The sequence below is a fragment of the Cryobacterium tepidiphilum genome (genome assembly GCF_003716325.1).
Taxonomy (GTDB): domain Bacteria; phylum Actinomycetota; class Actinomycetes; order Actinomycetales; family Microbacteriaceae; genus Cryobacterium; species Cryobacterium tepidiphilum.
Map to the genome: position 1 here is coordinate 19352 of NZ_RDSR01000009.1, position 22376 is coordinate 41727.

Sequence of the window (22376 nt, forward strand, 5' to 3'; positions counted from 1 at the left end):
GGCGGGGGCGGGGCGGGGCCGGGGGCGGGCGCGGGGCGCGGCCGGGCGGCGGTTTGGGAAGCCGGCCCGCTTCATAACGTGCGCCTGCTTCCCAAACGCACGCCGGGAGCGAGCGAGGGGGCCGGCAGCGGGCGCGCCGGCCGGACGGGACACGGCCGCGGGCCACAACGGATGCCGCGGGGCAGCAGCAAAGCTGGGTTATACCTGAGATTTTCGGTCAGGTCAAGAATTCGGTAGACGTGGCGCGTCAGAGGGCATATAGTTGATCCTTGCGCTCCCAGACAACCTCTGCCTTCATATTGCGGTCGGCTTTGCGTGCTCAAGCCACCTTGCGGCACATCTCACGAGGATCACAATCCTCCCGAGGGTCTGTGGAGTACTCCATTACTAACAGTAACTAGACCTTGACGAGGTCCACGGAGGTTATTTCCTTGGCTGCTGCGCGCAACGCATCCACCAACTCACCCAAGAACGGACGCTCCGCACAGCGTCTCTCGTTCGCAAAGATCACTGACACTCTCACCGTTCCGGATCTGCTCGCACTGCAGACCGAGAGCTTCGACTGGCTCGTCGGCAACGAAGGCTGGAAGCAGCGACTCGCAGAGGCGCAGGCGGCAGGCCGCCAGGACCTCCCGAACCACACCGGCCTCGACGAGATCTTCGAGGAGATCTCCCCGATCGAGGACCTCAGCGAGACGATGCAGCTGTCGTTCACGAACCCGGAGCTCGAGCCGGAGAAGTACACGATCGACGAGTGCAAGGAAAAGGGCAAGACCTATTCCGCGCCGCTGTACGTGAACGCCGAGTTCATGAACCACCTCACCGGTGAGATCAAGACCCAGACGGTCTTCATGGGCGACTTCCCGCTGATGACCCCCAAGGGCACCTTCGTGATCAACGGCACCGAGCGTGTCGTCGTCTCCCAGCTGGTGCGCAGCCCCGGCGTCTACTTCGAGCGCGCCCAGGAGAAGACCTCCGACAAGGACATCTACTCCGCCCGCGTCATCCCCAGCCGTGGCGCCTGGCTCGAGTTCGAGATCGACAAGCGCGACCAGGTCGGCGTGCGCATCGACCGCAAGCGCAAGCAGTCCGTCACCGTCTTCCTGAAGGCCCTCGGCCTCACCAGCGAAGAGATCCTCGAGGAGTTCAAGGGCTACTCGTCCATCGAGCTCACCCTGGAGAAGGACTCCGTCCTCACCAAGGAAGAGGCGCTCAAGGACATCTACCGCAAGCTCCGCCCGGGCGAGCAGGTGGCCGCCGAAGCTGCCCGCGCCCTGCTGGACAACTTCTACTTCAACCCGAAGCGCTACGACCTCGCCAAGGTGGGTCGTTACAAGATCAACCGCAAGCTCGGCATCGACGCGCCGCTGACCGACTCGGTGCTGACGATCCAGGACATCCTGGCCACCATCAAGTACCTCGTCGCCCTGCACGACAACAAGACCACGCTCCCCGGCGTGCGCGACGGCAAGCCCGTCGAGCTGCGTCTCGACGTCGACGACATCGACCACTTCGGCAACCGCCGCATCCGCGCCGTCGGCGAGCTCATCCAGAACCAGGTGCGCACCGGCCTCTCCCGCATGGAGCGCGTGGTTCGCGAGCGGATGACGACGCAGGACATCGAGGCGATCACCCCGCAGACCCTGATCAACGTGCGCCCCGTCGTCGCCGCGATCAAGGAGTTCTTCGGAACCAGCCAGCTCTCGCAGTTCATGGACCAGAACAACCCGCTCGCCGGGCTGACGCACAAGCGTCGCCTGTCGGCGCTCGGCCCGGGTGGTCTCTCCCGTGACCGCGCCGGCGTCGAGGTGCGCGACGTCCACCCGTCGCACTACGGCCGCATGTGCCCGATCGAGACCCCGGAAGGCCCGAACATCGGCCTGATCGGCTCGCTCGCGTCGTTCGCGCGCATCAACTCGTTCGGTTTCATCGAGACCCCGTACCGTCGCGTCATCGACGGCCACGTGTCCGAGACCATCGACTACCTCACCGCGAGCGAGGAAGACGAGTACATCGTCGCCCAGGCCAACGCGCCGCTCACCAAGGACTCGCGCTTCGCCGAGGAGCGCGTCCTGGCCCGTAAGAAGGGCGGCGAGGTCGACCTGTTCCCCGCCGAGGAGATCGGCTACATGGACGTCTCCCCGCGCCAGATGGTGTCGGTCGGTACGTCGCTGATCCCCTTCCTCGAGCACGACGACGCGAACCGCGCCCTCATGGGTGCGAACATGCAGCGCCAGGCTGTGCCGCTGCTGCGCAGCGACAGCCCGTTCGTCGGCACCGGTATGGAGGGCTACGCGGCCATCGACGCCGGTGACGTGGTCACCGCCGACAAGGCCGGTGTGGTCACCGAGGTGTCAGCGGATGTCGTCACCGTGCAGCTCGACGAGGGCGGCACCCAGGACTACTACCTGCGCAAGTTCGACCGCGCCAACCAGGGCACGAGCTACAACAACCGCGTGATCGTCAACACGGGTGACCGGATCGAGGCCGGCGAGGTCATCGCCGACGGCCCCGCCACCGACAACGGCGAGCTGGCGCTCGGCAAGAACCTCCTCGTGGCGTTCATGCCGTGGGAAGGCCACAACTTCGAAGACGCGATCATCCTCAGCCAGAACCTGGTGAAGGACGACGTGCTCTCCTCGATCCACATCGAGGAGTACGAGGTCGACGCCCGCGACACCAAGCTCGGCAAGGAAGAGATCACCCGGGACCTCCCGAACGTGAGCCCCGACCTGCTGGCCGACCTCGACGAGCGCGGCATCATCCGCATCGGCGCCGAGGTTCGCCCCGGCGACATCCTCGTGGGCAAGGTCACCCCGAAGGGTGAGACCGAGCTCTCCGCCGAGGAGCGCCTGCTGCGCGCCATCTTCAATGAGAAGAGCCGCGAAGTTCGCGACACAAGCCTCAAGGTTCCCCACGGTGAGCGCGGAACGATCATCGGCGTCAAGGTCTTCGACGCGCAGGACGGCGACGACGAGCTCGGCTCCGGCGTCAACCAGCGCGTCGTGGTCTTCATCGCCCAGAAGCGCAAGATCACCGAGGGCGACAAGCTCGCCGGCCGTCACGGCAACAAGGGCGTCATCTCCAAGATCCTTCCGGTCGAAGACATGCCGTTCCTCGCCGACGGAACCCCCGTCGACATCATCCTCAACCCGCTGGGCATCCCGGGCCGCATGAACTTCGGCCAGGTGCTCGAGACCCACCTCGGGTGGATCGCGAAGCAGGGCTGGCAGGTCGAGGGCAAGCCGACGTGGGCCAAGCGCCTTCCGGAGGAGGCCCACAGCGCCGCCCCCAACACCAAGGTCGCGACCCCGGTGTTCGACGGCGCGCTGGAGCAGGAGATCGAAGGCCTGCTCGACTCGACGATCCCGAACCGTGACGGCGAACGGATGATCGACCGCACCGGTAAGACCCGCCTGTTCGACGGTCGCTCCGGCGAGCCGTTCCCGAGCCCGGTCTCCGTGGGCTACATGTACATCCTGAAGCTCCACCACCTGGTGGACGACAAGATCCACGCCCGCTCCACCGGCCCGTACTCCATGATCACGCAGCAGCCGCTGGGTGGTAAGGCGCAGTTCGGTGGCCAGCGCTTCGGTGAGATGGAGGTGTGGGCACTCGAGGCATACGGTGCCGCCTACGCGCTCCAAGAGCTCCTCACGATCAAGTCCGACGACATCCTCGGCCGCGTCAAGGTGTACGAGGCGATCGTCAAGGGCGAGAACATCCAGGAGCCCGGCATCCCCGAGAGCTTCAAGGTTCTGATCAAGGAAATGCAGTCGCTCTGCCTGAACGTCGAGGTGCTCTCGGCCGACGGCACCGCTGTGAGCCTGCGCGACACGGACGACGAGGTGTTCCGCGCCGCGGAAGAGCTCGGCATCAACATTTCCGCTCGGTTCGAGTCGTCGTCCATCGACGACATCTAAGCCCGGCCCAGAAGAGACTCAAAAAACTTTCCAAGGAGAGAAATTGCTCGACGTAACAACTTTTGACGAGCTTCGTATTGGCCTGGCTACCGCCGACGACATCCGCCGTTGGTCACACGGTGAGGTCAAGAAGCCCGAAACGATCAACTACCGCACGCTGAAGCCGGAGAAGGACGGCCTCTTCGGCGAGCAGATCTTCGGCCCCTCGCGGGACTGGGAGTGCTCGTGCGGCAAGTACAAGCGCGTGCGCTTCAAGGGCATCGTGTGTGAGCGCTGTGGTGTCGAGGTCACCAAGTCGTCGGTGCGCCGTGAGCGCATGGGCCACATCGAGCTCGCCGCCCCGGTCACCCACATCTGGTACTTCAAGGGCGTTCCCTCGCGCCTCGGCTACCTGCTGGACATGGCGCCGAAGGACCTCGAGAAGGTCATCTACTTCGCCGCCTACATGGTCATCTCGGTCGACGAAGACGCCCGTCACCAGGACATGCCCGGCCTTGAGAACGAGCTGCGCCTCGAGATCAAGACCCTCGAGGGCCAGCGCGACTCGCGTATCGCCGACCGCATGCAGCGCCTCGAGACCGACCTCGCCGCCCTTGAGGCCGAGGGCGCCAAGAGCGACCAGAAGAAGCGCACCAAGGACTCAGCCGACAAGGAAATGAGCCAGACGCGCAAGGCGATCGACGAGCAGATCGCTCACCTCGAGCGCGTGTGGGAAGACTTCCGCACTCTCAAGGTCGGCGACCTCAAGCCCGAAGACGCCGTCTTCCACGAGCTGCAGGACCGCTTCGGCATGTACTTCGAGGCCTACATGGGCGCCGAGGCCATCAAGAAGCGCCTGGAGGCGTTCGACCTGGCCGCCGAGAGCGAAGACCTGCACCTGCAGATCTCCGAGGGCAAGGGCCAGAAGAAGATCCGTGCCATCAAGCGCCTGCGCGTCGTGAACGCGTTCATCACGACCGGCAACTCGCCGGCCGCGATGGTGCTCGACGTGGTCCCGGTCATCCCGCCGGAGCTTCGCCCGATGGTGCAGCTCGACGGTGGCCGCTTCGCGACCTCCGACCTGAACGACCTCTACCGTCGTGTGATCAACCGCAACAACCGCCTGCGTCGCCTGCTCGACCTCGGTGCTCCCGAGATCATCGTGAACAACGAGAAGCGGATGCTGCAGGAGGCTGTCGACGCGCTGTTCGACAACGGTCGTCGCGGCCGTCCCGTCACGGGCACCGGCAACCGCGCGCTCAAGTCGCTCTCCGACATGCTCAAGGGCAAGCAGGGCCGGTTCCGCCAGAACCTGCTCGGCAAGCGCGTGGACTACTCGGGCCGTTCGGTCATCATCGTCGGTCCGCAGCTGAAGCTGCACCAGTGTGGTCTGCCCAAGCAGATGGCGCTGGAGCTGTTCAAGCCGTTCGTGATCAAGCGCCTGATCGACCTAAGCCACGCCCAGAACATCAAGGCCGCCAAGCGCATGGTGGAGCGTTCACGCCCGCAGGTGTGGGACGTGCTCGAGGAGATCATCCGCGAGCGCCCCGTGCTGCTGAACCGTGCGCCCACGCTGCACCGTCTTGGCATCCAGGCGTTCGAGCCTCAGCTCGTCGAGGGCAAGGCCATCCAGCTGCACCCGCTCGTGTGTGCCGCGTTCAACGCCGACTTCGACGGTGACCAGATGGCTGTGCACCTTCCGCTGTCGGTGGAGGCGCAGGCCGAGGCCCGCGTGCTCATGCTCGCGTCGAACAACATCCTGAAGCCGTCCGACGGTCGCCCGGTGACCCTGCCCACGCAGGACATGATCATCGGCCTGCACCACCTGACCACGGTCAAGGAGGGTGCTGTCGGCGAGGGCCGCGCGTTCGCCTCGGTGTCGGAAGCGATCCTCGCGTTCGACCAGAAGAGCCTCGACCTGAACGCCAAGGTGCGCATCCGCATGAGCGACCTGTACTTCGCCGAGGGCACCCAGCCCGAAGGCGTCGAGCTGGTCGACGGCAAGGCCACGGGCACCGTGCTGCTGAGCACCACGCTCGGCCGCGCGATCTTCAACGAGGCGCTCCCGGCGAACTACCCCTACTTCGAGAAGGTGGCTGACAAGGGCTCGATCTCCGCGATCGTCAACGACCTTGCCGAGCGCTACCCGAAGGTGGACGTCGCCGCCGCGCTGGACAACATCAAGGACGCCGGTTTCCACTGGGCGACCCGCTCCGGTGTGACCGTCGCCCTGAGCGACATCCTCACGCCGCCGTCGAAGCCGCAGATCGTTGCCGGCTACGAGAAGCAGGCCGCGAAGGTGCAGGCGCAGTTCGAGAAGGGACTCACGACCGACCTCGAGCGCCGCCAGGAGCTCATCCAGATCTGGACGCGTGCGACCGAAGACGTCGCCACTGCCATGCAGGAGAACTTCCCGGCCGACAACACCATCAACCGCATGGTCACCTCCGGTGCCCGTGGTAACTGGCTGCAGGTGCGCAACATCGCCGGTATGCGAGGCCTGGTGAACAACCCGAAGGGTGAGATCATCCCTCGCCCGATCATCTCGAGCTACCGCGAAGGCCTGTCCGTCGCCGAGTACTTCATTGCTACTCACGGTGCTCGTAAGGGTCTGGCCGACACCGCGCTCCGTACCGCCGACTCGGGTTACCTGACCCGTCGTCTGGTGGACGTGTCGCAGGACGTCATCATCCGTGAAGACGACTGTGGCACCACCAAGGGCCTCGAGCTCCCGATCGCCGCCGTCGACTCCACCGGAACCCTGGTGCGCGACGCGAACGTCGAGAACGCGGTCTACGCCCGCAGCCTGGCCGCTGACGCGGTCAACGCCGCCGGCGAGGTCGTCGCCGACGCCGGCGACGACGTGGGCGACGTGCTCATCGAGAAGCTGGTCGCGGCCGGCGTCGAGACCATCAAGGTGCGCTCGGTGCTGACCTGCGAGTCCTCCGTCGGCGTCTGCGCGGCCTGCTACGGCCGCTCGCTCGCCACCGGCAAGCTCGTCGACATCGGTGAGGCCGTGGGCATCATCGCGGCGCAGTCGATCGGTGAGCCGGGCACGCAGCTGACGATGCGTACCTTCCACACCGGTGGTTCCGCATCCGCTGATGACATCACCCAGGGTCTGCCGCGTGTGCAGGAGCTCTTCGAGGCGCGTACCCCCAAGGGTGCGTCGCCCATCGCGGAGGCCGCCGGTCGCATCACGATCGAAGACACCGACCGCAGCCGCAAGGTGATCCTCACGCCCGACAACGGCGACGAGCCGATCGCCTACCCGGTGCTTAAGCGTTCGACCCTCCTCGTCGAGGACGGCCAGCACGTCGAGCTCGGCCAGCAGGTCATCGTCGGCGCCGTCGACCCGAAGGAAGTTCTCCGGGTCAAGGGCGTGCGCGAGGTGCAGAAGCACCTCGTGGGCGGCGTGCAGGACGTCTACCGCTCGCAGGGCGTGCCGATCCACGACAAGCACATCGAGGTCATCGTTCGCCAGATGCTGCGCAAGGTGACCGTCGTCGAGCACGGCGACACCGGGCTGCTGCCGGGTGAGCTGGTGGACCGCCAGAAGTACAACGAGCTCAACCGCACGGCGCTCACCGAGGGCAAGAAGACGGCATCCGCTCGCCAGGAGGTCATGGGTATCACCAAGGCGTCGCTGGCGACCGAGTCGTGGCTGTCGGCCGCGTCGTTCCAGGAGACCACCCGGGTGCTCACCCAGGCGGCCATGGAAGGCAAGAGCGACCCGCTGGTCGGCCTCAAGGAGAACGTCATCATCGGTAAGTTGATCCCGGCCGGCACCGGCCTGGCGAAGTACCGCGAAGTGACGGTCGAGGCGACCGAGGAAGCCAAGGCTGAGCGTTACCCGAACCGCATCTTCACCGAAGACGCATCGTTCAACGAGGGTGACCTGAGCTTCGTCGACTTCGACAGCTTCTCGTCGGACGACTTCACCCCGGGCTCCTACAGCTAGTAGGTTCGCGCAACGGATGGCCCCCTGCTTCGGCAGGGGGCCATCCGTCGTTTCACGCCTTTCACCTCGCCGCGTGACTTTGCCGGCGCCTAACGCTGCACAACTCTCCGTTCACGGAAGAGAGGCGGGGGGTTGTGGGTCATTGCGGGCCGCGAGAGCCGCGAGGTCCTCGTCGATGAGCGCACGCATCCGCTGGTCGCGTTCGCGGGCGTAGTCGGCGTCGACCGGCACGGCCGGGTCGAGGGTGGCGGATGCCGGCACGTCGGGCCGGTGCACGGCGGGCGCCGCCTCGCCCGAGCCCAGCCGGGCCTCCACCTCGCGGCCCAGCTCGGCCCAGGCGTCGTCGCGCGCCGCCGACACCACGCGCAGCAGCTCCTCGTCGTCGCCCGCGGTCGCGCGCAGCGCCGCGGCCAGCAGCCGGTACACCTGTGGGCCGCGCACCTGCTCCGGCCGCTCGACGATCGGTCGCCCGCCCAGGTACCGGCGCGGCCTCCGCGCGTTCTCGACCTGCTTCGCCTCGCGCCGCTGTTCGCGCTCCAGCCGCTCGGCGGCCTCCTCGTTCTCCTCCGCAAGCTCGGTGAACTGGCGCTTCGCCACCCTCACCAGCGCACGCGGGTCGTACTCGCGGTCGTCGCGGAGTGCGCGCACGAGCAGCCGGTTCTTCACGGCCATACGCACAGCGGATGCCGCGATCAGGTGGCCCTCCTCGACCACGCGCTCGATCGGCGCGAGCGGCATCTCGGGCGGAGCCTTGAACTCGCCCAGGTCCACGAAGGTGGGTTCGGCGGCGCCGCCGGTCCTGACCCAGTGCAGTGCGCGACCGAGCGCCCGGAGCGCGTTCCGCCCCTTCCCGCCCTCGTCGGCCCCCACCTGCCGCCTCCTCACCGAAGGGCCGCCGAATTCTCGTTCTGCCGACGGCGGCCAGTCCCAATGTACGGCTTCCCGGCCGCTTCGCTCAGCTGCCCCGTGAGGCCGGCCGGTGGGAACAGCCCCAGATTGGGGGCAGAACGGGCTCCCTCTTCCTGGTACGGGCTCCCTAAGCTTGAGGTCGAGAGAGGTCGGCAGCGCGGTATCACAACCGTTGCCGCGGGCACCGCTCACCGAAATGGCAAACCCGGTGTGAACCGGGGACGCAAAGCCACGGGACCCGATGAGGGTCAGCCGGGTTACCGAATTGAGAAAGGGTGTTGCTCGTGCGAACGACGTCAGTCACCAGCGCCACGACCGGAGCTCCAGCGTCATGTCGACGGCGCCCATAAGCATCCGCGTTTCCCAGGATTGGCGGCGAGCATCCGCTCGGCGCCGGGCGACGGTGCGCGATCGGGCGTACTGGGCGCTGACCAAAGCGCTGATGCCGCTCATGCGGGCCACGGCCGTCGCAGTCGGCCGCGTCGGGATCGCCGTCCCGCGTCCCGCTGACGCACCCCGCGGGCGAGCTCCGGGCCCGAATCCGTACCGCGTTCTCCTCCTCGGTTGCGGGCCGGCCGTCGGGTGGGGGGTCAGGAGCCACGATCTCGCGCTGCCCGGCGCGCTCGCGCGTGCGATCGCCGGCGACACCGGTCGGGGGTGCACGGTGGACCTCGTCGCGGATCCCGGCATGAACATCACGAAGGCGTGCCGTCTGCTGGCGGGAATGGTGCTGCACAAATACGACGGGGTCGTCGTGATGCTCGGGGTGGACGATGCCCTCCGCCTCACGCGGGTCGCCTCCTGGCGCCGTGCCCTCACCCAGCTCCTCGCGGCCCTCCGTGCCGCGAGTCTCCCGCATGCGGAGTTCTTCCTGGTCGGCATCCAGCCGATCACGTCGATCTCCCTGTACGACTCGGCCCGCGGCCGGATCGCGGAGCGACATGCGCGAGCGTTGAACGTCGCCACCCGCACGCTCGCCGAGGGGGCGCCGCGCACCACCTTCATCCCGCTGTCTGCCGCACTCGCAGAAGACTCGAGCACCGACCGGCACCGCAGTCCACTACAGTACGCCGCGTGGGCCAGCTCGATGGCCGCCTACATCTCGGGCCGGCTTCACACCGTTCCGAAGCGCCCGTCGGCGCCGTTGACCGCCGACGACGAGCGGATTCGCCAGCGAGCAGTCGACCGGCTGAACCTGGCGGCATGCAACAGCGACCCGGTTCTCACCGACATCGTCGATCGTGCACGGCAGGGACTGGGCAGTGCCATGGCCCTGCTGACGGTCATCGACCACGACCAGCAACGGAACATCGCTGCCACCGAGCCGGTTCCGGCGGCCGCTCCGCGCATCCAGTCGTTCTGCGCATTCACCATCCGAGGCGGCGACGCGCTGATCGTGCGCGACACCCTTCGCGATGCTCGTTTCCGCACCAATCCTGCCGTCACCACCGCACCGCAGATCCGGTTCTACGCCGGATTCCCGGTCGAATCGCCCACCGGCGAGCGTATCGGGGCGCTCTGTGTCGTCGACACCCGTCCGCAGTCCGGGGATGAGAGCTTCGACACCGCTTACCTCCGCGAGCTCGCCCTCGAGGCCGAGCGCCGGCTCTGGTGCCTCGCCACCGACGAGGCTGACCGGCTCGTGCATAACAACCATTAGGGGGTTGCGTCGCGGGCCGCCTATTGCTGGGTCAGGGGAATCGCGAGACACTGGCCGAACGCAGCGTGGGAGGTAATCCATGACCAACGGCGCACCGAAGCCGGCACGAAACCAGGACGTCACCCGCCGAAACAGCAGCACGACCGGTGAATCCGCGGCGGCTCGTCGCCCCCGGGGCCTCCGCCGCGCCGCTCGCGCCACCGTCGCAGCCCTCGCACTGGGCCTCGCGTTCGGCTCGGCGCTCATCACCGCCGGTCCCGCCGCCGCTTCGACCGCCTACGACATCACCCCAGTTCAGGGGACAGGCCTCGTCGCCGTTCCCGCCGCGACCCCGGCCCCGAAGCCCGCGCCGAAACCCACCACCACTCCCGCGAAACCCGGCGCCACGGCAACGCCGACCCCCGCCGCGAACAACGACCCCCTCGCCAGCCTCGACGACCTGTGCATGCAGGTGGAGAACTTCACCACCGCCGGCCATCCGAGCGCCGCCCTCGAGCTCATCGACGAGATCCGGCAGCCGGCAACGCAGGAGCCCAGCACCTTCACCAGCCGGCGCCTCATCCTTGCGTGCGAGCCCGAGCGACTGGCCGCGCTCGCGGCATCCGCTGAGACGGCGCTGAAGACGGCGCTCACCTCGCCGTCCCCGAACCCCGACAACCCGAGCGCCGACACCAACGACGCGGCGACGCGTGAGGTCTGCGGCGTCGCCGACCGGCTGAACGAAGCCGGCCAGCCCGACCAGGCGCTGCGCCTCATCGACCGGGTGCGCCAGCCCGCCCTGGCCAACCCCGACGTGCCGGGCATGACCGGGCTCGCCGCAGCCTGCGAGCAGGAGCGCATCGACGCCCTCACCTCCAACGGCTACAGCGACCTGCAGGGGAGCCTCGCCGCCGATACGCCGTCGGAGACGACCGGCCAGTCGTGGGCAGCGGCGACGGCCGCCTGGGTCGCCCCGCTCGTCGGCCCGGTGCTCGCCGCGCTCGGCCTCGTGCTCCTGCTCCTGATCCTCGGCCGGCTGCTCGTGTTCCTGCCCGGCTCGCCGTGGCGCATCCGCAGTGCCGTGACCCGCCGAACCCTCGGCATCCTCGGGCTGGTGCTCGTGGTGCTGACGCCCATCCTGTTCGTGATCACGCTCGTGCACGCGCCCCTCGACCTCACCGGCGCGGGCACCGACACGACCGGCGGTACCTCCTCCGGCGTCATCGACCCGGTCGTCACCCACCCGGCGCCGCTCGACCAGGTCACGCCGCTCAGCGCCGACAAGCTGCCGTGGTTGCTGCTGATCCTGCTCGCGCTCGGCCTTCTCGGCGCGTTCTTCCTGTCCCTCTACCTCGCCAGCCGCCTCGCCGTCGCCCTGCACGTGCGTGACGCCGCCGGCGACCGCAACGAACCCCAGACCACCGAGCTGGTCGCCCTCCTCGGCCAGCTCGGCGCGGCCTCCCCGCGCGGCCTCGAGGTGCCGCGGGCAACGGATGTCACGGCCCTGGCGCACAACGCCCTCCCGCTTCCGCAGGGCGGGGCCAGCGCCTTCACCGCGGGCGTTCGCCGGGTGCTGGGCCTCACCCCCTGGCGCGTCACCGTCGACTTCGTCGGAAACGAGGTCGACCCCGATGCGCCCACCCTTCTCGCCACCGAGCCGCACCCCACCCGCGCCGCGGTCGTCATCACCCGCAACGGCTACGCGGTCGGCGCCGTCACCATGGACCCCAGCATCTGGCAGGTGCAGCAGATCCGCGGCACGGCGGGCGAGGCGAACGAGGCTGCGACCCGCGACCTGCGCACGGCGCAGACAGATGCCGCGCTGCTGCCCGACCCGGGGCATCCGTCGTCGCCGTCGTCGCACCTCAGCAAGCTCGCCGCCTCGTTCGTGCTGGCGACCCTCGCCCAGCACCATGACGGTTTCGACGCCCTCTGCGGCGCCACCGACTGGCGCAGCATCGGCCTGCACTCACTGGCCACCACCGACTACAAGAACAACCGTGAGGCGGCCCGGCAGCTGCTGACCCGCGCGGTCGACTTCGACTCCGCGAACCGCCCGGCGCTCGTGGCGCTGCAGCACGCCCTGCACCGCGAGGCGCACGAGGTCGACGAGTTGCGCCGCTACGGCGAGTGGCTGGGCGCGCAATCCGACCTCATCAACACCGAGGCGGGTGGGTCGCCCACGCAGGGCGGGTTCATCGACCTGCACCGGCGCATCCTGCTGACCTGGCTGGTCGTGGTGCTGAACCACCGCGCCATCACGGGCTCCTCCTCGTGGCCGGGCGACACCCTCATCGAGGAGCGCTCGACCCGGCTCGTCGCGCTGCTGGCCGACGGCACCCCGGCGTCCGGAGGCCTCCGCGACGCCATGCGCCCGCAGGCGGCGACCCTGCTCGACGGCCTGTTCCCGCCCGACCTCACCCCCGCCCGCAGCGAGAATGCCGCGAGTGCGCCCGGCGGCAAGGCCCGCAAGGCGGCGGCCGCCGCCGCCGCCGACGCCGGCACCGCGAGCGACGACACAACGGATGCCGCCGCGGCCGCCCGCGACGACGCCACCGCCACCGACGTGGTGGTCGGCGAGCTGTTCCCGCCGAGCTGGCGGGCGCGGGCGTTCGCCTCGCTCGCCCCGGCCACGGCGTACAACGTGGCCTGCGGCTACGTGCGGCTGGGGGAGGACATGCGTAACCCCGAGGTGCGCGAGAAGTTCGAGCGCGCCTTCGCGCTTCCGCACATCCGCCGCTGGGCCCGGTACGACCCGGAGCTCGCGGGCCTCCGCACCGATCCGGCGTTCCGTGAGCTGGTGGGCGTCATCCCCGACACCAGCTACTGGCAGCTCGACCTGTTCGCGCCGTTCGAAGAGAAACTGACGGATGCCGGCATCACCGACCCGGCGAAGCTCCAGGATCGCGAGGACGACGACGAGCTCCGCCGCTACCTCGAGTTGCCGCCGCCGGTCTACACGCACCTCACCCGGGTGGCGCAGCTGGTGCACCGGGCGCAGGAGGTGTCGTGGCTGTTCCGCTGGAAGGCGGCCAGCAGCCTGCAGGTGGAGATCGTCGGCCAACTGGTGGCGCGCGGCATCGAGGTACCCGCCGACATCCACCCGGCGTGGATCACGGCCGGCCGGCCGGTGGACCCGACCGTCGCCCGCGACATCGCCCAGGCGATCTACGAGCGCACCTGGCAGCGCGTCGACGAGGGCGAGCTCGTGGAGTGGATGCGCAAGGTGAAGGCCGAGCACTAGGCGCGAGCCGGCGGGCCGGCAGGTGCACCGTTCGCTCAGGTCGCCGTTCCCGTGCCCTAGTCGGCGTGCCGGCGAACCGGAGTAGAGCGGTTGGAGCGCCGCAGGAGCACGACGATGAGCAGGGCGAGGAGAACGGCGACCACACCGCCGCCCGCCAGGAGCATCCAGGCGGGAATCCCGTGATCGGGCTCCACTGTCACGCTCCGGCCCTTGGCGGGGAAGGTGAGTTCTGCCGTCGCATCGTGCTCGACGAGGCCGCTCTTCAGGTGCAACGCCGCCTGCCAGGGACCGCTTGGAAGTTCGCTGCCGAGGGTGATCAGCACCTCACCGCTCGTGCCGGGGGCGAGGGTGAGCACGCGTTCAGTGGGGAAGGGACCCGCTGCCAGCCCACTCGGGCCGTCGGACAGAGACAAGGCGCCGGAGACGTCAATCGCCCGGCCCCCGGTGTTGCGGATTTCAGCGCGGACTTCCGGTTCGCCATCGCCGTTGCGACTCGCTTTGAGTGTCGAGACCGAGAAATCGGCCGCCGGACCGTTGCCCGGTCCCACCGAAATGTACATGCGCACACCAACGCGGCTCGCGGTCACGATGTTGGTTTGAGGGTCGGGCGCCGATCGCACTTCGGCCCACACGGCGGCATATTGCTCGCCTTCCGGGGCATCCGTTGGAACGGTCACTGTGACGGTGACCATCGCGCTCTCATCGGCCGCGAGGTGAAGGGTCGACTGATCGACCGACGTCCAGGTGGTCAGCTCATTTTCCGCCGCATCCGCTGCCGCGACGAAAGCTCCATTGTGGATGCGAGCGGCACCCGGGTAGACACGCACATCCTGGGCTTCGGATGTGTGGTTGTGCACCTCCACCCGTCGGTTGATCGTGGTGCCCGGCGGAAGGTTGTCGACGATGTAGGAGCGGGCGCGCGGATCGTTCTGCGTGGCAGCCGGAATGTCGACGAGGCGGATGCCGATCCCTTCCTCGTCTGCCGACGCGGCCTTCACGGGGGCACCGGAGGCGAGCGCGGCGGCGGGAGCCGCGGGAATCAGGCCGAGTGCGACAAGGGCAAGGACGGCAAGGAGTGGGCGCAAGGAACGGCTTTCTCGTCGGTGGGAGCTGACGGCGGCTGGTTTCGTTAGACCGAACGGGCGGGGAAGCCCGAGGGGGCCTCCCCGCCCGCTCCAGTCTTAGGAGACGGAATGCGTCAGCGTTGCCGTGTAGTTGGCGGCGGCGAGAGCGTCGCTAGGGATGGCGAGCGTCACGTCCGCTCCCCACGAGGCTTCGTTGTTGCCGTTAACTGCCGTGGCCGTGACGGTGTCGGTGCCGCCGTCGGCGGTCACCGTGGCGGTTCCCGAAACGTTGGTGACAGCGGTCGGCGTGTAGCTGAAGTTGCTGGCGGAGATGGTCAGGTCGTCGGTGGTGTCCGCCGGCGTGCCGGCGTCGTCCACGAAGTCGCTGATGGTGGCCGTGGCGCTCCAGCCCACGGTGTCGGCGGTGAGGTCGCTGACCGAGACCGTACCCAGGGTGCCGGAGGCGGTTGCGCCCGGCGCCGCGCTGGAAAGCGCGAGCGTGGCCGGTGCGGCGATGGTGAGGTCGCCGGCGGTGACGGCCACGGTGGTCGTGGTGTCTGCCGGGGCGCCGGTTGCCGCGGATGCGGAAACCGCGGTCGCTGCAACGAGCGCGAGGCCGCCGGCGAAGGCGAGGGAGGTACGTGTCAAATTACGCATGATGGTCGTTCTTTCTCAATTCGGTAACCCGGCTGACCCCGAGGGCCCCGTGGCTTTGCGTCCCCGGCTCGCGCCGGGTTTGCCTTTTCGGAGGGGGAAGCTGAGTGCGCTGAGAACAACCGTGTCTGACCGTTGTCCGTGCCCCGGAGGGTAACGCTAGTTCGCCGTAGACTCGCAGTCTTCCCCCAGAACGGGGCATCAGCGACGGCATGCCGACGGTTCTTCCGCCTCACGCACCCGTTTTCGTGTACCGGTCGAGCCTTTCAGGGAAGCGCGCGTTGAGTTTCGGCTGCCGTTGGTTCGAGCGTGCGCACGACCAGCGCCCCGGCGACCAGGAGGATTCCGAGCGGAAAGGCGAGCATCTGCAGCGGGCCGATGACGGTAAGAATGTCGGTGGCGAGCCGGGAGCCGACGTCTGCGCCACCGGAAAGGTCGAACGCCCAGAGGTTCGGGGCGTACTGCAGAATCAGGCCGAGTACGGCGAGCGCCACACCGACCCAGAACATGACCGCCGAGGCGCGGGTGTTGCCGGCGGACGCGTCGCCGGCCGCAGCCTCCGCATTCTTGTCGTCAGACGTGCGAACGACGCTGCGCCAGGTCGCGAACGACCGTGCGACGAGTGAGAATGCGACGAGCGCGAGTCCGAGCTCGAAGCAGACCGCCGCGAGGAGCGTGTATGCCCAGTAGAGCCCGGCGTTGTTCAGTGCGCCGTTTCCCCAGATCGACGCGAGCGCCGTGAGAAGGAAGGTGCGGGCGATGACACCGATCACGGTGAGCACGACGCCGGTCCAGAGCATCTGCTTCCAAGTGAGAGTGGGCGGCATTCGCATTCCTTCCGGTCGACAACAGCGTCGTGCTGACCTTCACGCTAGCGGAGCGCCGCCCCACGGGCTCCGACGTATGGGAATATAGCCGGGGGGCATTTCTTGAGGGGCCTCGATCTGGTTGAGAGGAAGGCCGCTACGTGGAGCTCCGCGATTACATCCGCATCCTGCAGAAAAGTTGGGTGCTGATCGTGCTGATGACGCTCGCGGCCGTCGGCGTCGCATCCGTCGTCTCGATCGTGCAGACCCCGAAGTACAGCGCCACCGCCAAGGTCTTCGTCTCCACGCAGGGCGGTGGCACCACCAGCGAACTGCAGCAGGGCGCCTCGTTCACGGTGCAGCGGGTGAAGACCTACTCCGACCTCGTGAACACTCCGATCGTGCTCAAGTCGGTGGTGGCCGAGTTGAACCTCAGCCTCCCCGTCGACGAACTCAGCAAGCAGATCACGGCATCCGCGCCGCTCGACACCTCGCTGCTCGACATCACCGTCACCGACGACGACCCCCAGCTCGCCGCGGACATCGCCAATGCCGTGTCGCAGAGCCTCACCGACGTGGTCGCCACCATCGAGACCCCCGAGACGACGGCCGGCGAGCCAGAAGCGGCGTCGCCCGTCAAGCTCACCGTCGCCCAGCAGGCCATGGCGCCTGACGCCCCGGTCAGCCCGCGCGTGGCCCTGAACATCGCCCTCGGCGCCCTCGTGGGCCTCGCCCTCGGTGTGGGCATCGCCGTGCTGCGCGAGACGCTGGAGACCCGCATCCGTAATGAGCGGGACGTCGAACAGGTCACCGACATCCCGATCCTCGGCGGCATCGTCTTCGACCCCAAGGCGCAGGAGCGTCCCCTCATCGTGCACGTCGACCCGCGCAGCCCGCGCGCCGAGTCCTTCCGCACACTGCGCACGAACCTGCAATACCTCGACGTAGGCCGGGTCGACCGCAGCTTCGTCATCACCAGCTCCATCGAGAGCGAGGGCAAGAGCACCACTGGCGCGAACCTCGCGATCGCGCTGGCGGATGCCGGTTCCCGCGTTCTGCTCATCGATGCCGACCTCCGCAGGCCCAAGGTGGCCGACTACATGGGGCTCGAGGGTGCCGCCGGCCTCACCGACGTGCTCATCGGCCGCGCCGAGCCCGAAGACGTCATCCAGCCCTGGGGTCGCAGCAAGCTCTTCGTGCTGCCGGCCGGGCACATCCCGCCGAACCCGAGCGAGCTGCTCGGCTCTGCCCGCATGAGCCACTTCATTGCCGAGTTCAACCGTGACTTCGACGTGGTCATCTACGACGCCCCGCCACTATTGCCGGTCACCGACGGCGCGATCCTCGCCAAGAACGTCGGCGGCGCCATCATCGTCATCGCCGCCGGCCGTACCCACAAGTCCCAGCTGAAGGGCGCGATCTCCGCACTGGACAACGTCGGCGCCCCGATCTCCGGCCTGGTGCTGACCATGCTGCCGACCAAGGGCCCGGATGCCTACGGTTACAGCCGCTATGGGTACGGCTACGTCTACGGTGAAGACGCGGTGCCCGACGCGATCGCCATGCGCAGTGAGCGGATCAGGAAGTGACTGCGTTCTCGGTGCTGACCGTCTGCACGGGCAACATCTGCCGCTCGCCGCTAGCCGAGCAGTTGCTGCGTGCGCGGCTGGAAGCGGCGGGCGTGCCGGTATCGGTGAGCAGCGCCGGCACGCGCGCGCTCGTCGACCACGACATGACGCTCCAGGCCGCCGAGCTCGCCGGCGTCTATGGGGCCTCTCCGGCCACGCACGCCGCTCGCCTCCTGACCGAGCCGCTCATCGCCGACGCGGACCTCGTGCTCACGGCGTCGCGGGAGCACCGCGCCGAGGTTGTCTCGCAGCACCCGCGCGCGTCGCGCTACACCTTCACTCTCAACCAGTTCGCCCGGCTGGTCACCACCGCCCTCGCGGAGGGCCTGGTGCCCGGTGGCGAATCCGATGACCCCGCAGATCGGCTGCGCGATTTCGTGCGTGCCGCCGCCGCGCTCCGCGGCACCGTCCAGCCGTCACGGCCGGAAGACGACGACATCATCGACCCCTACCGGCAGTCGCAGGACGTCTACGACCAGGCCGGCGAGGCGATCAACGCGGCCGTCAACACCATCACCGTCGGCCTCACCGAAGCGCTCGGAGTCCGCTGACCATGGGAGCGCCCAAGCGGTACGTGCCGAAGGACCGGCCGAAGCGGCTGTGGATCCTCCTTGGCGTCGGGGTGTTCCTGGTCGTCGACGCGGTGCTCATCGCCGTTGCCATGGGCGCCACCCACGCACGCAGTGAGGCGTCCGAAACGTTACCCGTAGCCAGCGCACCCGCCGCCCCGGCCTCCGCCGAGCCGCAGCCGGCTGGCACGGTCGAGACGACCCCCGCTGCCAGCCCGGAGCCCGCAGCCATCGTCGCCGTTCCGTCCACGCGGCTCCTCGCTGCTCTCGACGGCAGCATCGCCTGGCGGGCGACTACTGGCGCCTGCCCCGATGCCTCCGCGAGTCCTGAGCTGACGGCTGACGGCGGCTACAGCTGGAAGACGACCGACGCCACTGGCTTCACCGACGTCACGGCGCTCCAACGCATCCTCGTCACCGGCGAGACTCGGGCCGCGATGGTCGGACTCTCCGCCGAGGGTTGCGAGCCGCAGTTCGTCGAGACGTACGTCTCCGGGGACAACTACGTCTCCTACCCCGACGAACTCGAGAGCACGTGGTTCACAACCCCGTCAACGCCCTCGACCGTGCACAGCCCCGCCGGCGACCTGTCCACGCCGTGCACCACGGTTGTTGCGCTGGCACCGCGCGACGCCGACGTCGCTGGTGTGCTGTGTGCCGACGGTCGTGTCTTCCAGACAACGGATGCCGCTGCGACCTGGTCCGACGCCACCCCAGTTGCCGGGGCTGTCGACCTTGCCGCCACGGACTCCGGCTACGTCGTCGCGATCGTCGGCGATCCCGCCTGTAAGGGCGTGGCGCTGCGGATGCTGCCTGCGGGGGACGCACAGGACGGTTGCTACGCGCTGGATGCCGATCCGGAAACTCTGCCCGGCAATGTCGCCGTGTCGGCGGCCGATGGCACACTGTGGCTGTGGGCCGGCGATGCTATCGCTCGCTCGGGCGACGGTGGCGTGACGTGGGAGTAGCGCCGGTCGTGTCCGCGCAAACGGGGACATACCAGCCAGTAGGGTAGAGCAGCGCGCTGAGCGCGACCTGGGGAGGGGGTGCGAAACGTATGAGCGGTCTACTGCGGGCCGTCGCCCGCGCCTCGCCCTACCGCGATCTCAAGCGAGACTGGCGTGACGTCTATGCCGCTCGTCTCGCTGTCACGGACCTCGTCGTCCTGGTCGCCGTGGTTCTCGCGGTGCAGGTGAACTGGCTCGGACTCGACAGTCGGCTAGTTGGCTCTGTAGTCGACAACGGAGATCTCGTGGTGGGCTACTCGGTTGTGTCTCTGATCGTCGTCGCAGGTTGGATGGCAGTGCTGCGCATTTACGACACTCGCGCCGACCGGGTCATCGGCCTTGGAAGCCAGGAGTACAAGCTCGTGGTCAACGCGAGCGTGCGCCTCTTTGGGCTGCTATCGATCGCCGCATACTTGTTGAAAGTGGATCTCGCGCGCGGCTACATCCTCATCGCTTTCCCCGTCGGAACGGTTTGCGTGCTTCTCGCTCGTTGGTTCTGGCGCCAGTGGCTGAGCGGACAGCGCCGCAACGGCAAGTATTCGTCCACCGTCTTGCTCGTCGGCTCGGAGGCTTCTGCGTCACACCTGGCCCTCGAGCTCTTGCGTGCCCCCTCGGCCGGGTACCGGGTCGTCGGAGCCTGTGTGCCCACCGGGATGATCGGCGGGCAGCTGCCCGGGACGGAGGTGCCAGTGTGCGGGAGCGTCAGTAACGTACTCGAGGCACTTGAGGCGACCGGTGCTGACACGGTAGTGGTTACGAGTTCAGAGGAGCTGTCTCCCCGCCGCGTGCGCGAACTCAGCTGGAGTCTCGAGCCGGGTCGGCAGCACCTTGTCGTGGCGCCGGGACTGACAGGGCTCGGCGGCCCCCGCATCCACACTCGTCCCGTCGCCGGACTGCCTCTGATCCACGTCGAGACACCGCGATACGAGGGTAGTAAGAGCGTGGCCAAGCGCATCTTCGACATCGTCGTCTCGAGCGTCCTGATCGTGCTTGCCTCGCCGGTGCTCGCCCTCATCGCGATCACCGTGAATCTGTCGAGCGATGGGCCGATTCTCTTCCGTCAGCGCCGTGTCGGTATCAACGGATCGACATTCGAGATGCTCAAGTTCCGGTCCATGGACAGCGACGCAGAGTCACGGCTCGATGAATTACAGCTGATCCAGCGCGAGGCGGGCAATGACGTGCTCTTCAAGATGAAGGACGACCCCCGCGTCACGGGGGTAGGTCGCTTCCTGCGTCGATATAGCTTGGATGAACTCCCTCAATTGTTCAACGTGCTTCTGGGCAGCATGTCCCTCGTCGGACCGCGCCCACCTCTTGAGCACGAAGTGGAACTTTACGAAACGCACGTTCACCGGCGTTTCCTGGTCAAGCCGGGAATTACGGGCCTCTGGCAGGTGAGCGGCAGGTCAAGTCTGTCCTGGGAAGATAGTGTCCGGTTGGATTTGTATTATGTGGAGAATTGGTCGATGACGGGGGACGTCGTTATCCTCTATCGCACAATCCGCGCAATCGTACGTCCGACGGGTGCCTACTGATGGGGCGCCGGAGGGTCATTTTGGCGGTTATGGGTCGGGCCGGGACGCAGGAATACGCTTCAATTGAGTGAAACCGTAACTGGACTGCCTGTTCAGTGGCTGCAATATCGGCTTCGCGTCCTGAAGAGCTCTTGTGTTTCCAACTCCGATTGTCAACGAACGCACCAAGGAATCCGATGTCATTTATCGCTCTCTTAACAGGGGCGCTCTTGTGGCTGGTCGGACTGTCATTGCGCCGCGGAATCTTCACCTCCTACCGTGCGCACCGGAGGAGTTGGGAGTATTGGTGGCCGTACGCGGCTTTCACGTTTGGCGGCCTTGGCACCCTATCCACTTTTGGATTCGTCACTGCAACAGCCGACCAGGTGGCGTTGCTCAGGATGGCGCCATTAGTCATTTTGGGTTTGCCCATGGTCGCACAATCGCTTTTGAGGGGCGCACGGATCACAGGCAGCGGCTTTTTCCTGCTCCTTCTCTTCAGCATTTTCGGCGCTTTCACTCTCGCCGGCGACGCTTTCTTAATGCCTCTCAGCTCACTCCTAATCCTGCTGCCCGGGATGATCACACCTTCGGCCGGGTATTCATCTAGCGCTCTCCGTGCCGGGACGGCGGACGCGGTTCGGGCATTCATCCTGATCCTTGCGCTCTTGACCGTGCTGATGCCACATGAACTCCTGGGTCCCTGCCGGTTCGACAAATGTTCCATATGGGGTGAGGCACTTGGAGCAGTAGGCACAGGGAATGCGCTGGGTCTTTACCTGGCCGCAATGGGGCCGATCACGCTCCTTTCGTCCCGTGGACGCTATGCGGGAATGCTTGTGATAGCTGGAAGCTTCGTCCTCGTTGACTTGACAAGCAGCAGATCAGCCATTGGGACTTGGCTGGCGGGAATCGTGCTGGCCCTCGCGTATACAGCGAGCGTGAAATACTCTGCGCGGTGGATAATTGGAGCCGCGACCGCTTGCACGGCGGTGGCGGTTGCCGTGATGCCATTCCTGAATTGGAACGCGGGACAATTTACGGGGCGCGTAGAGCTCTGGCGGCGGGCGTTGGACATCGTTGCTGATGATCCGCTCTTCGGATTCGGGCCGTCTTTCTGGGTCGGACAGGATCGGACCAATACCTTTACTGGTAATTACGCGACCCACAATTTGTTCACAGAAATTCTCGTGTCATCGGGGGTCGTCGGGCTCACGTTTCTAACCCTGGCCGTCATGCTCGCGATCCGTCGCAAAAGTGGTTTGCTTCTGAGTCAGTATGTTCTCGCAATTGTCGGAGTTTGGCTTGCGATTTCTATTACCGAAGTAGTGTCTGCCCCTGGCCGCACGTACCTCGTTCCAGGTATCTTCGCCTTCATTTTCATGACTTCTCATGCGACGGCGCGGACGGTGAAAACCGACGAGTCAGAGGCCACTCGGCTCGGGACACCGGCTAGCGCAGTTCGGAGGCGATGAC

13 protein-coding genes and 2 riboswitches are annotated in these 22376 nt (G+C 67.3%); of the genes, 9 read left to right on the top strand and 4 right to left on the bottom strand.

Going from position 1 to position 22376, the window contains the following annotated elements:
• Positions 1–431 precede the first annotated feature (431 nt).
• Both rpoB and EEJ31_RS07065 read left to right on the top strand, forming a co-directional pair.
• Complete coding sequence (rpoB, locus tag EEJ31_RS07060; RefSeq protein ID WP_123045603.1) at positions 432–3923, top strand: DNA-directed RNA polymerase subunit beta; 3492 nt, start codon at positions 432–434, stop codon at positions 3921–3923.
• 43 nt (positions 3924–3966) lie between these two features.
• Complete coding sequence (locus tag EEJ31_RS07065) at positions 3967–7863, top strand: DNA-directed RNA polymerase subunit beta' (RefSeq protein ID WP_123045604.1); 3897 nt, start codon at positions 3967–3969, stop codon at positions 7861–7863.
• Positions 7864–7974: 111 nt separating this feature from the next.
• On the opposite strand, the gene EEJ31_RS07070 is transcribed toward EEJ31_RS07065, so the two are convergent.
• Positions 7975–8733, bottom strand: a complete 759-nt coding sequence (locus EEJ31_RS07070) for a hypothetical protein (RefSeq protein ID WP_123045605.1) — start codon at positions 8731–8733, stop codon at positions 7975–7977.
• A 227-nt stretch (positions 8734–8960) separates the two neighbouring features.
• Positions 8961–9037, top strand: a riboswitch (cyclic di-GMP riboswitch).
• A 186-nt stretch (positions 9038–9223) separates the two neighbouring features.
• On the opposite strand from EEJ31_RS07070, the gene EEJ31_RS07075 reads away from it, so the two are divergent.
• Both EEJ31_RS07075 and EEJ31_RS07080 read left to right on the top strand, forming a co-directional pair.
• Positions 9224–10432 carry a GAF domain-containing protein gene (locus tag EEJ31_RS07075; protein WP_325049337.1) on the top strand — a complete coding sequence of 403 codons (1209 nt, stop codon included), beginning with the start codon at positions 9224–9226 and terminating at the stop codon, positions 10430–10432.
• 79 nt (positions 10433–10511) lie between these two features.
• A complete protein-coding gene (locus tag EEJ31_RS07080) occupies positions 10512–13655 on the top strand; it encodes a hypothetical protein (RefSeq protein WP_123045607.1) in 3144 nt (1047 codons plus the stop codon).
• A 56-nt stretch (positions 13656–13711) separates the two neighbouring features.
• Here EEJ31_RS07080 and EEJ31_RS07085 read toward each other — a convergent pair whose 3' ends face one another.
• The 3 genes from EEJ31_RS07085 to EEJ31_RS07095 all read right to left on the bottom strand — a co-directional run bounded on the left by EEJ31_RS07085 (position 13712) and on the right by EEJ31_RS07095 (position 16200).
• Positions 13712–14740 (bottom strand): hypothetical protein, encoded by a 1029-nt coding sequence (locus EEJ31_RS07085; RefSeq protein ID WP_199727299.1) that lies wholly within the window; start codon positions 14738–14740, stop codon positions 13712–13714.
• A 96-nt stretch (positions 14741–14836) separates the two neighbouring features.
• Positions 14837–15367 carry a hypothetical protein gene (locus tag EEJ31_RS07090; RefSeq protein ID WP_123045608.1) on the bottom strand — a complete coding sequence of 177 codons (531 nt, stop codon included), beginning with the start codon at positions 15365–15367 and terminating at the stop codon, positions 14837–14839.
• A gap of 28 nt (positions 15368–15395) precedes the next feature.
• A riboswitch (cyclic di-GMP riboswitch) is annotated at positions 15396–15470 on the bottom strand.
• A 169-nt stretch (positions 15471–15639) separates the two neighbouring features.
• The gene (locus EEJ31_RS07095; protein ID WP_148040144.1) at positions 15640–16200 is read right to left on the bottom strand and encodes a hypothetical protein; all 561 of its coding nucleotides are present in this window, start codon (positions 16198–16200) and stop codon (positions 15640–15642) included.
• 140 nt (positions 16201–16340) lie between these two features.
• Here EEJ31_RS07095 and EEJ31_RS07100 point away from each other — a divergent pair, with 140 nt between their 5' ends.
• The 5 genes from EEJ31_RS07100 (at position 16341) to EEJ31_RS07120 (ending at position 22375) form a co-directional block, all read left to right on the top strand.
• Positions 16341–17768, top strand: coding sequence for a polysaccharide biosynthesis tyrosine autokinase (locus EEJ31_RS07100; protein ID WP_123045610.1), 1428 nt, complete (start codon positions 16341–16343; stop codon positions 17766–17768).
• Complete coding sequence (locus tag EEJ31_RS07105) at positions 17765–18358, top strand: arsenate reductase/protein-tyrosine-phosphatase family protein (protein ID WP_123045611.1); 594 nt, start codon at positions 17765–17767, stop codon at positions 18356–18358. Before EEJ31_RS07100 ends, EEJ31_RS07105 begins: the two co-directional genes overlap by 4 nt.
• Positions 18359–18360: 2 nt before the next feature.
• A complete protein-coding gene (locus tag EEJ31_RS07110) occupies positions 18361–19344 on the top strand; it encodes a beta propeller repeat protein (RefSeq protein ID WP_123045612.1) in 984 nt (327 codons plus the stop codon).
• A gap of 89 nt (positions 19345–19433) precedes the next feature.
• On the top strand, positions 19434–20921 hold the full coding sequence (locus EEJ31_RS07115; protein ID WP_123045613.1) for a sugar transferase: 1488 nt from the start codon (positions 19434–19436) through the stop codon (positions 20919–20921).
• 176 nt (positions 20922–21097) lie between these two features.
• Positions 21098–22375, top strand: a complete 1278-nt coding sequence (locus EEJ31_RS07120) for an O-antigen ligase family protein (protein WP_123045614.1) — start codon at positions 21098–21100, stop codon at positions 22373–22375.
• Position 22376 lies beyond the last annotated feature (1 nt).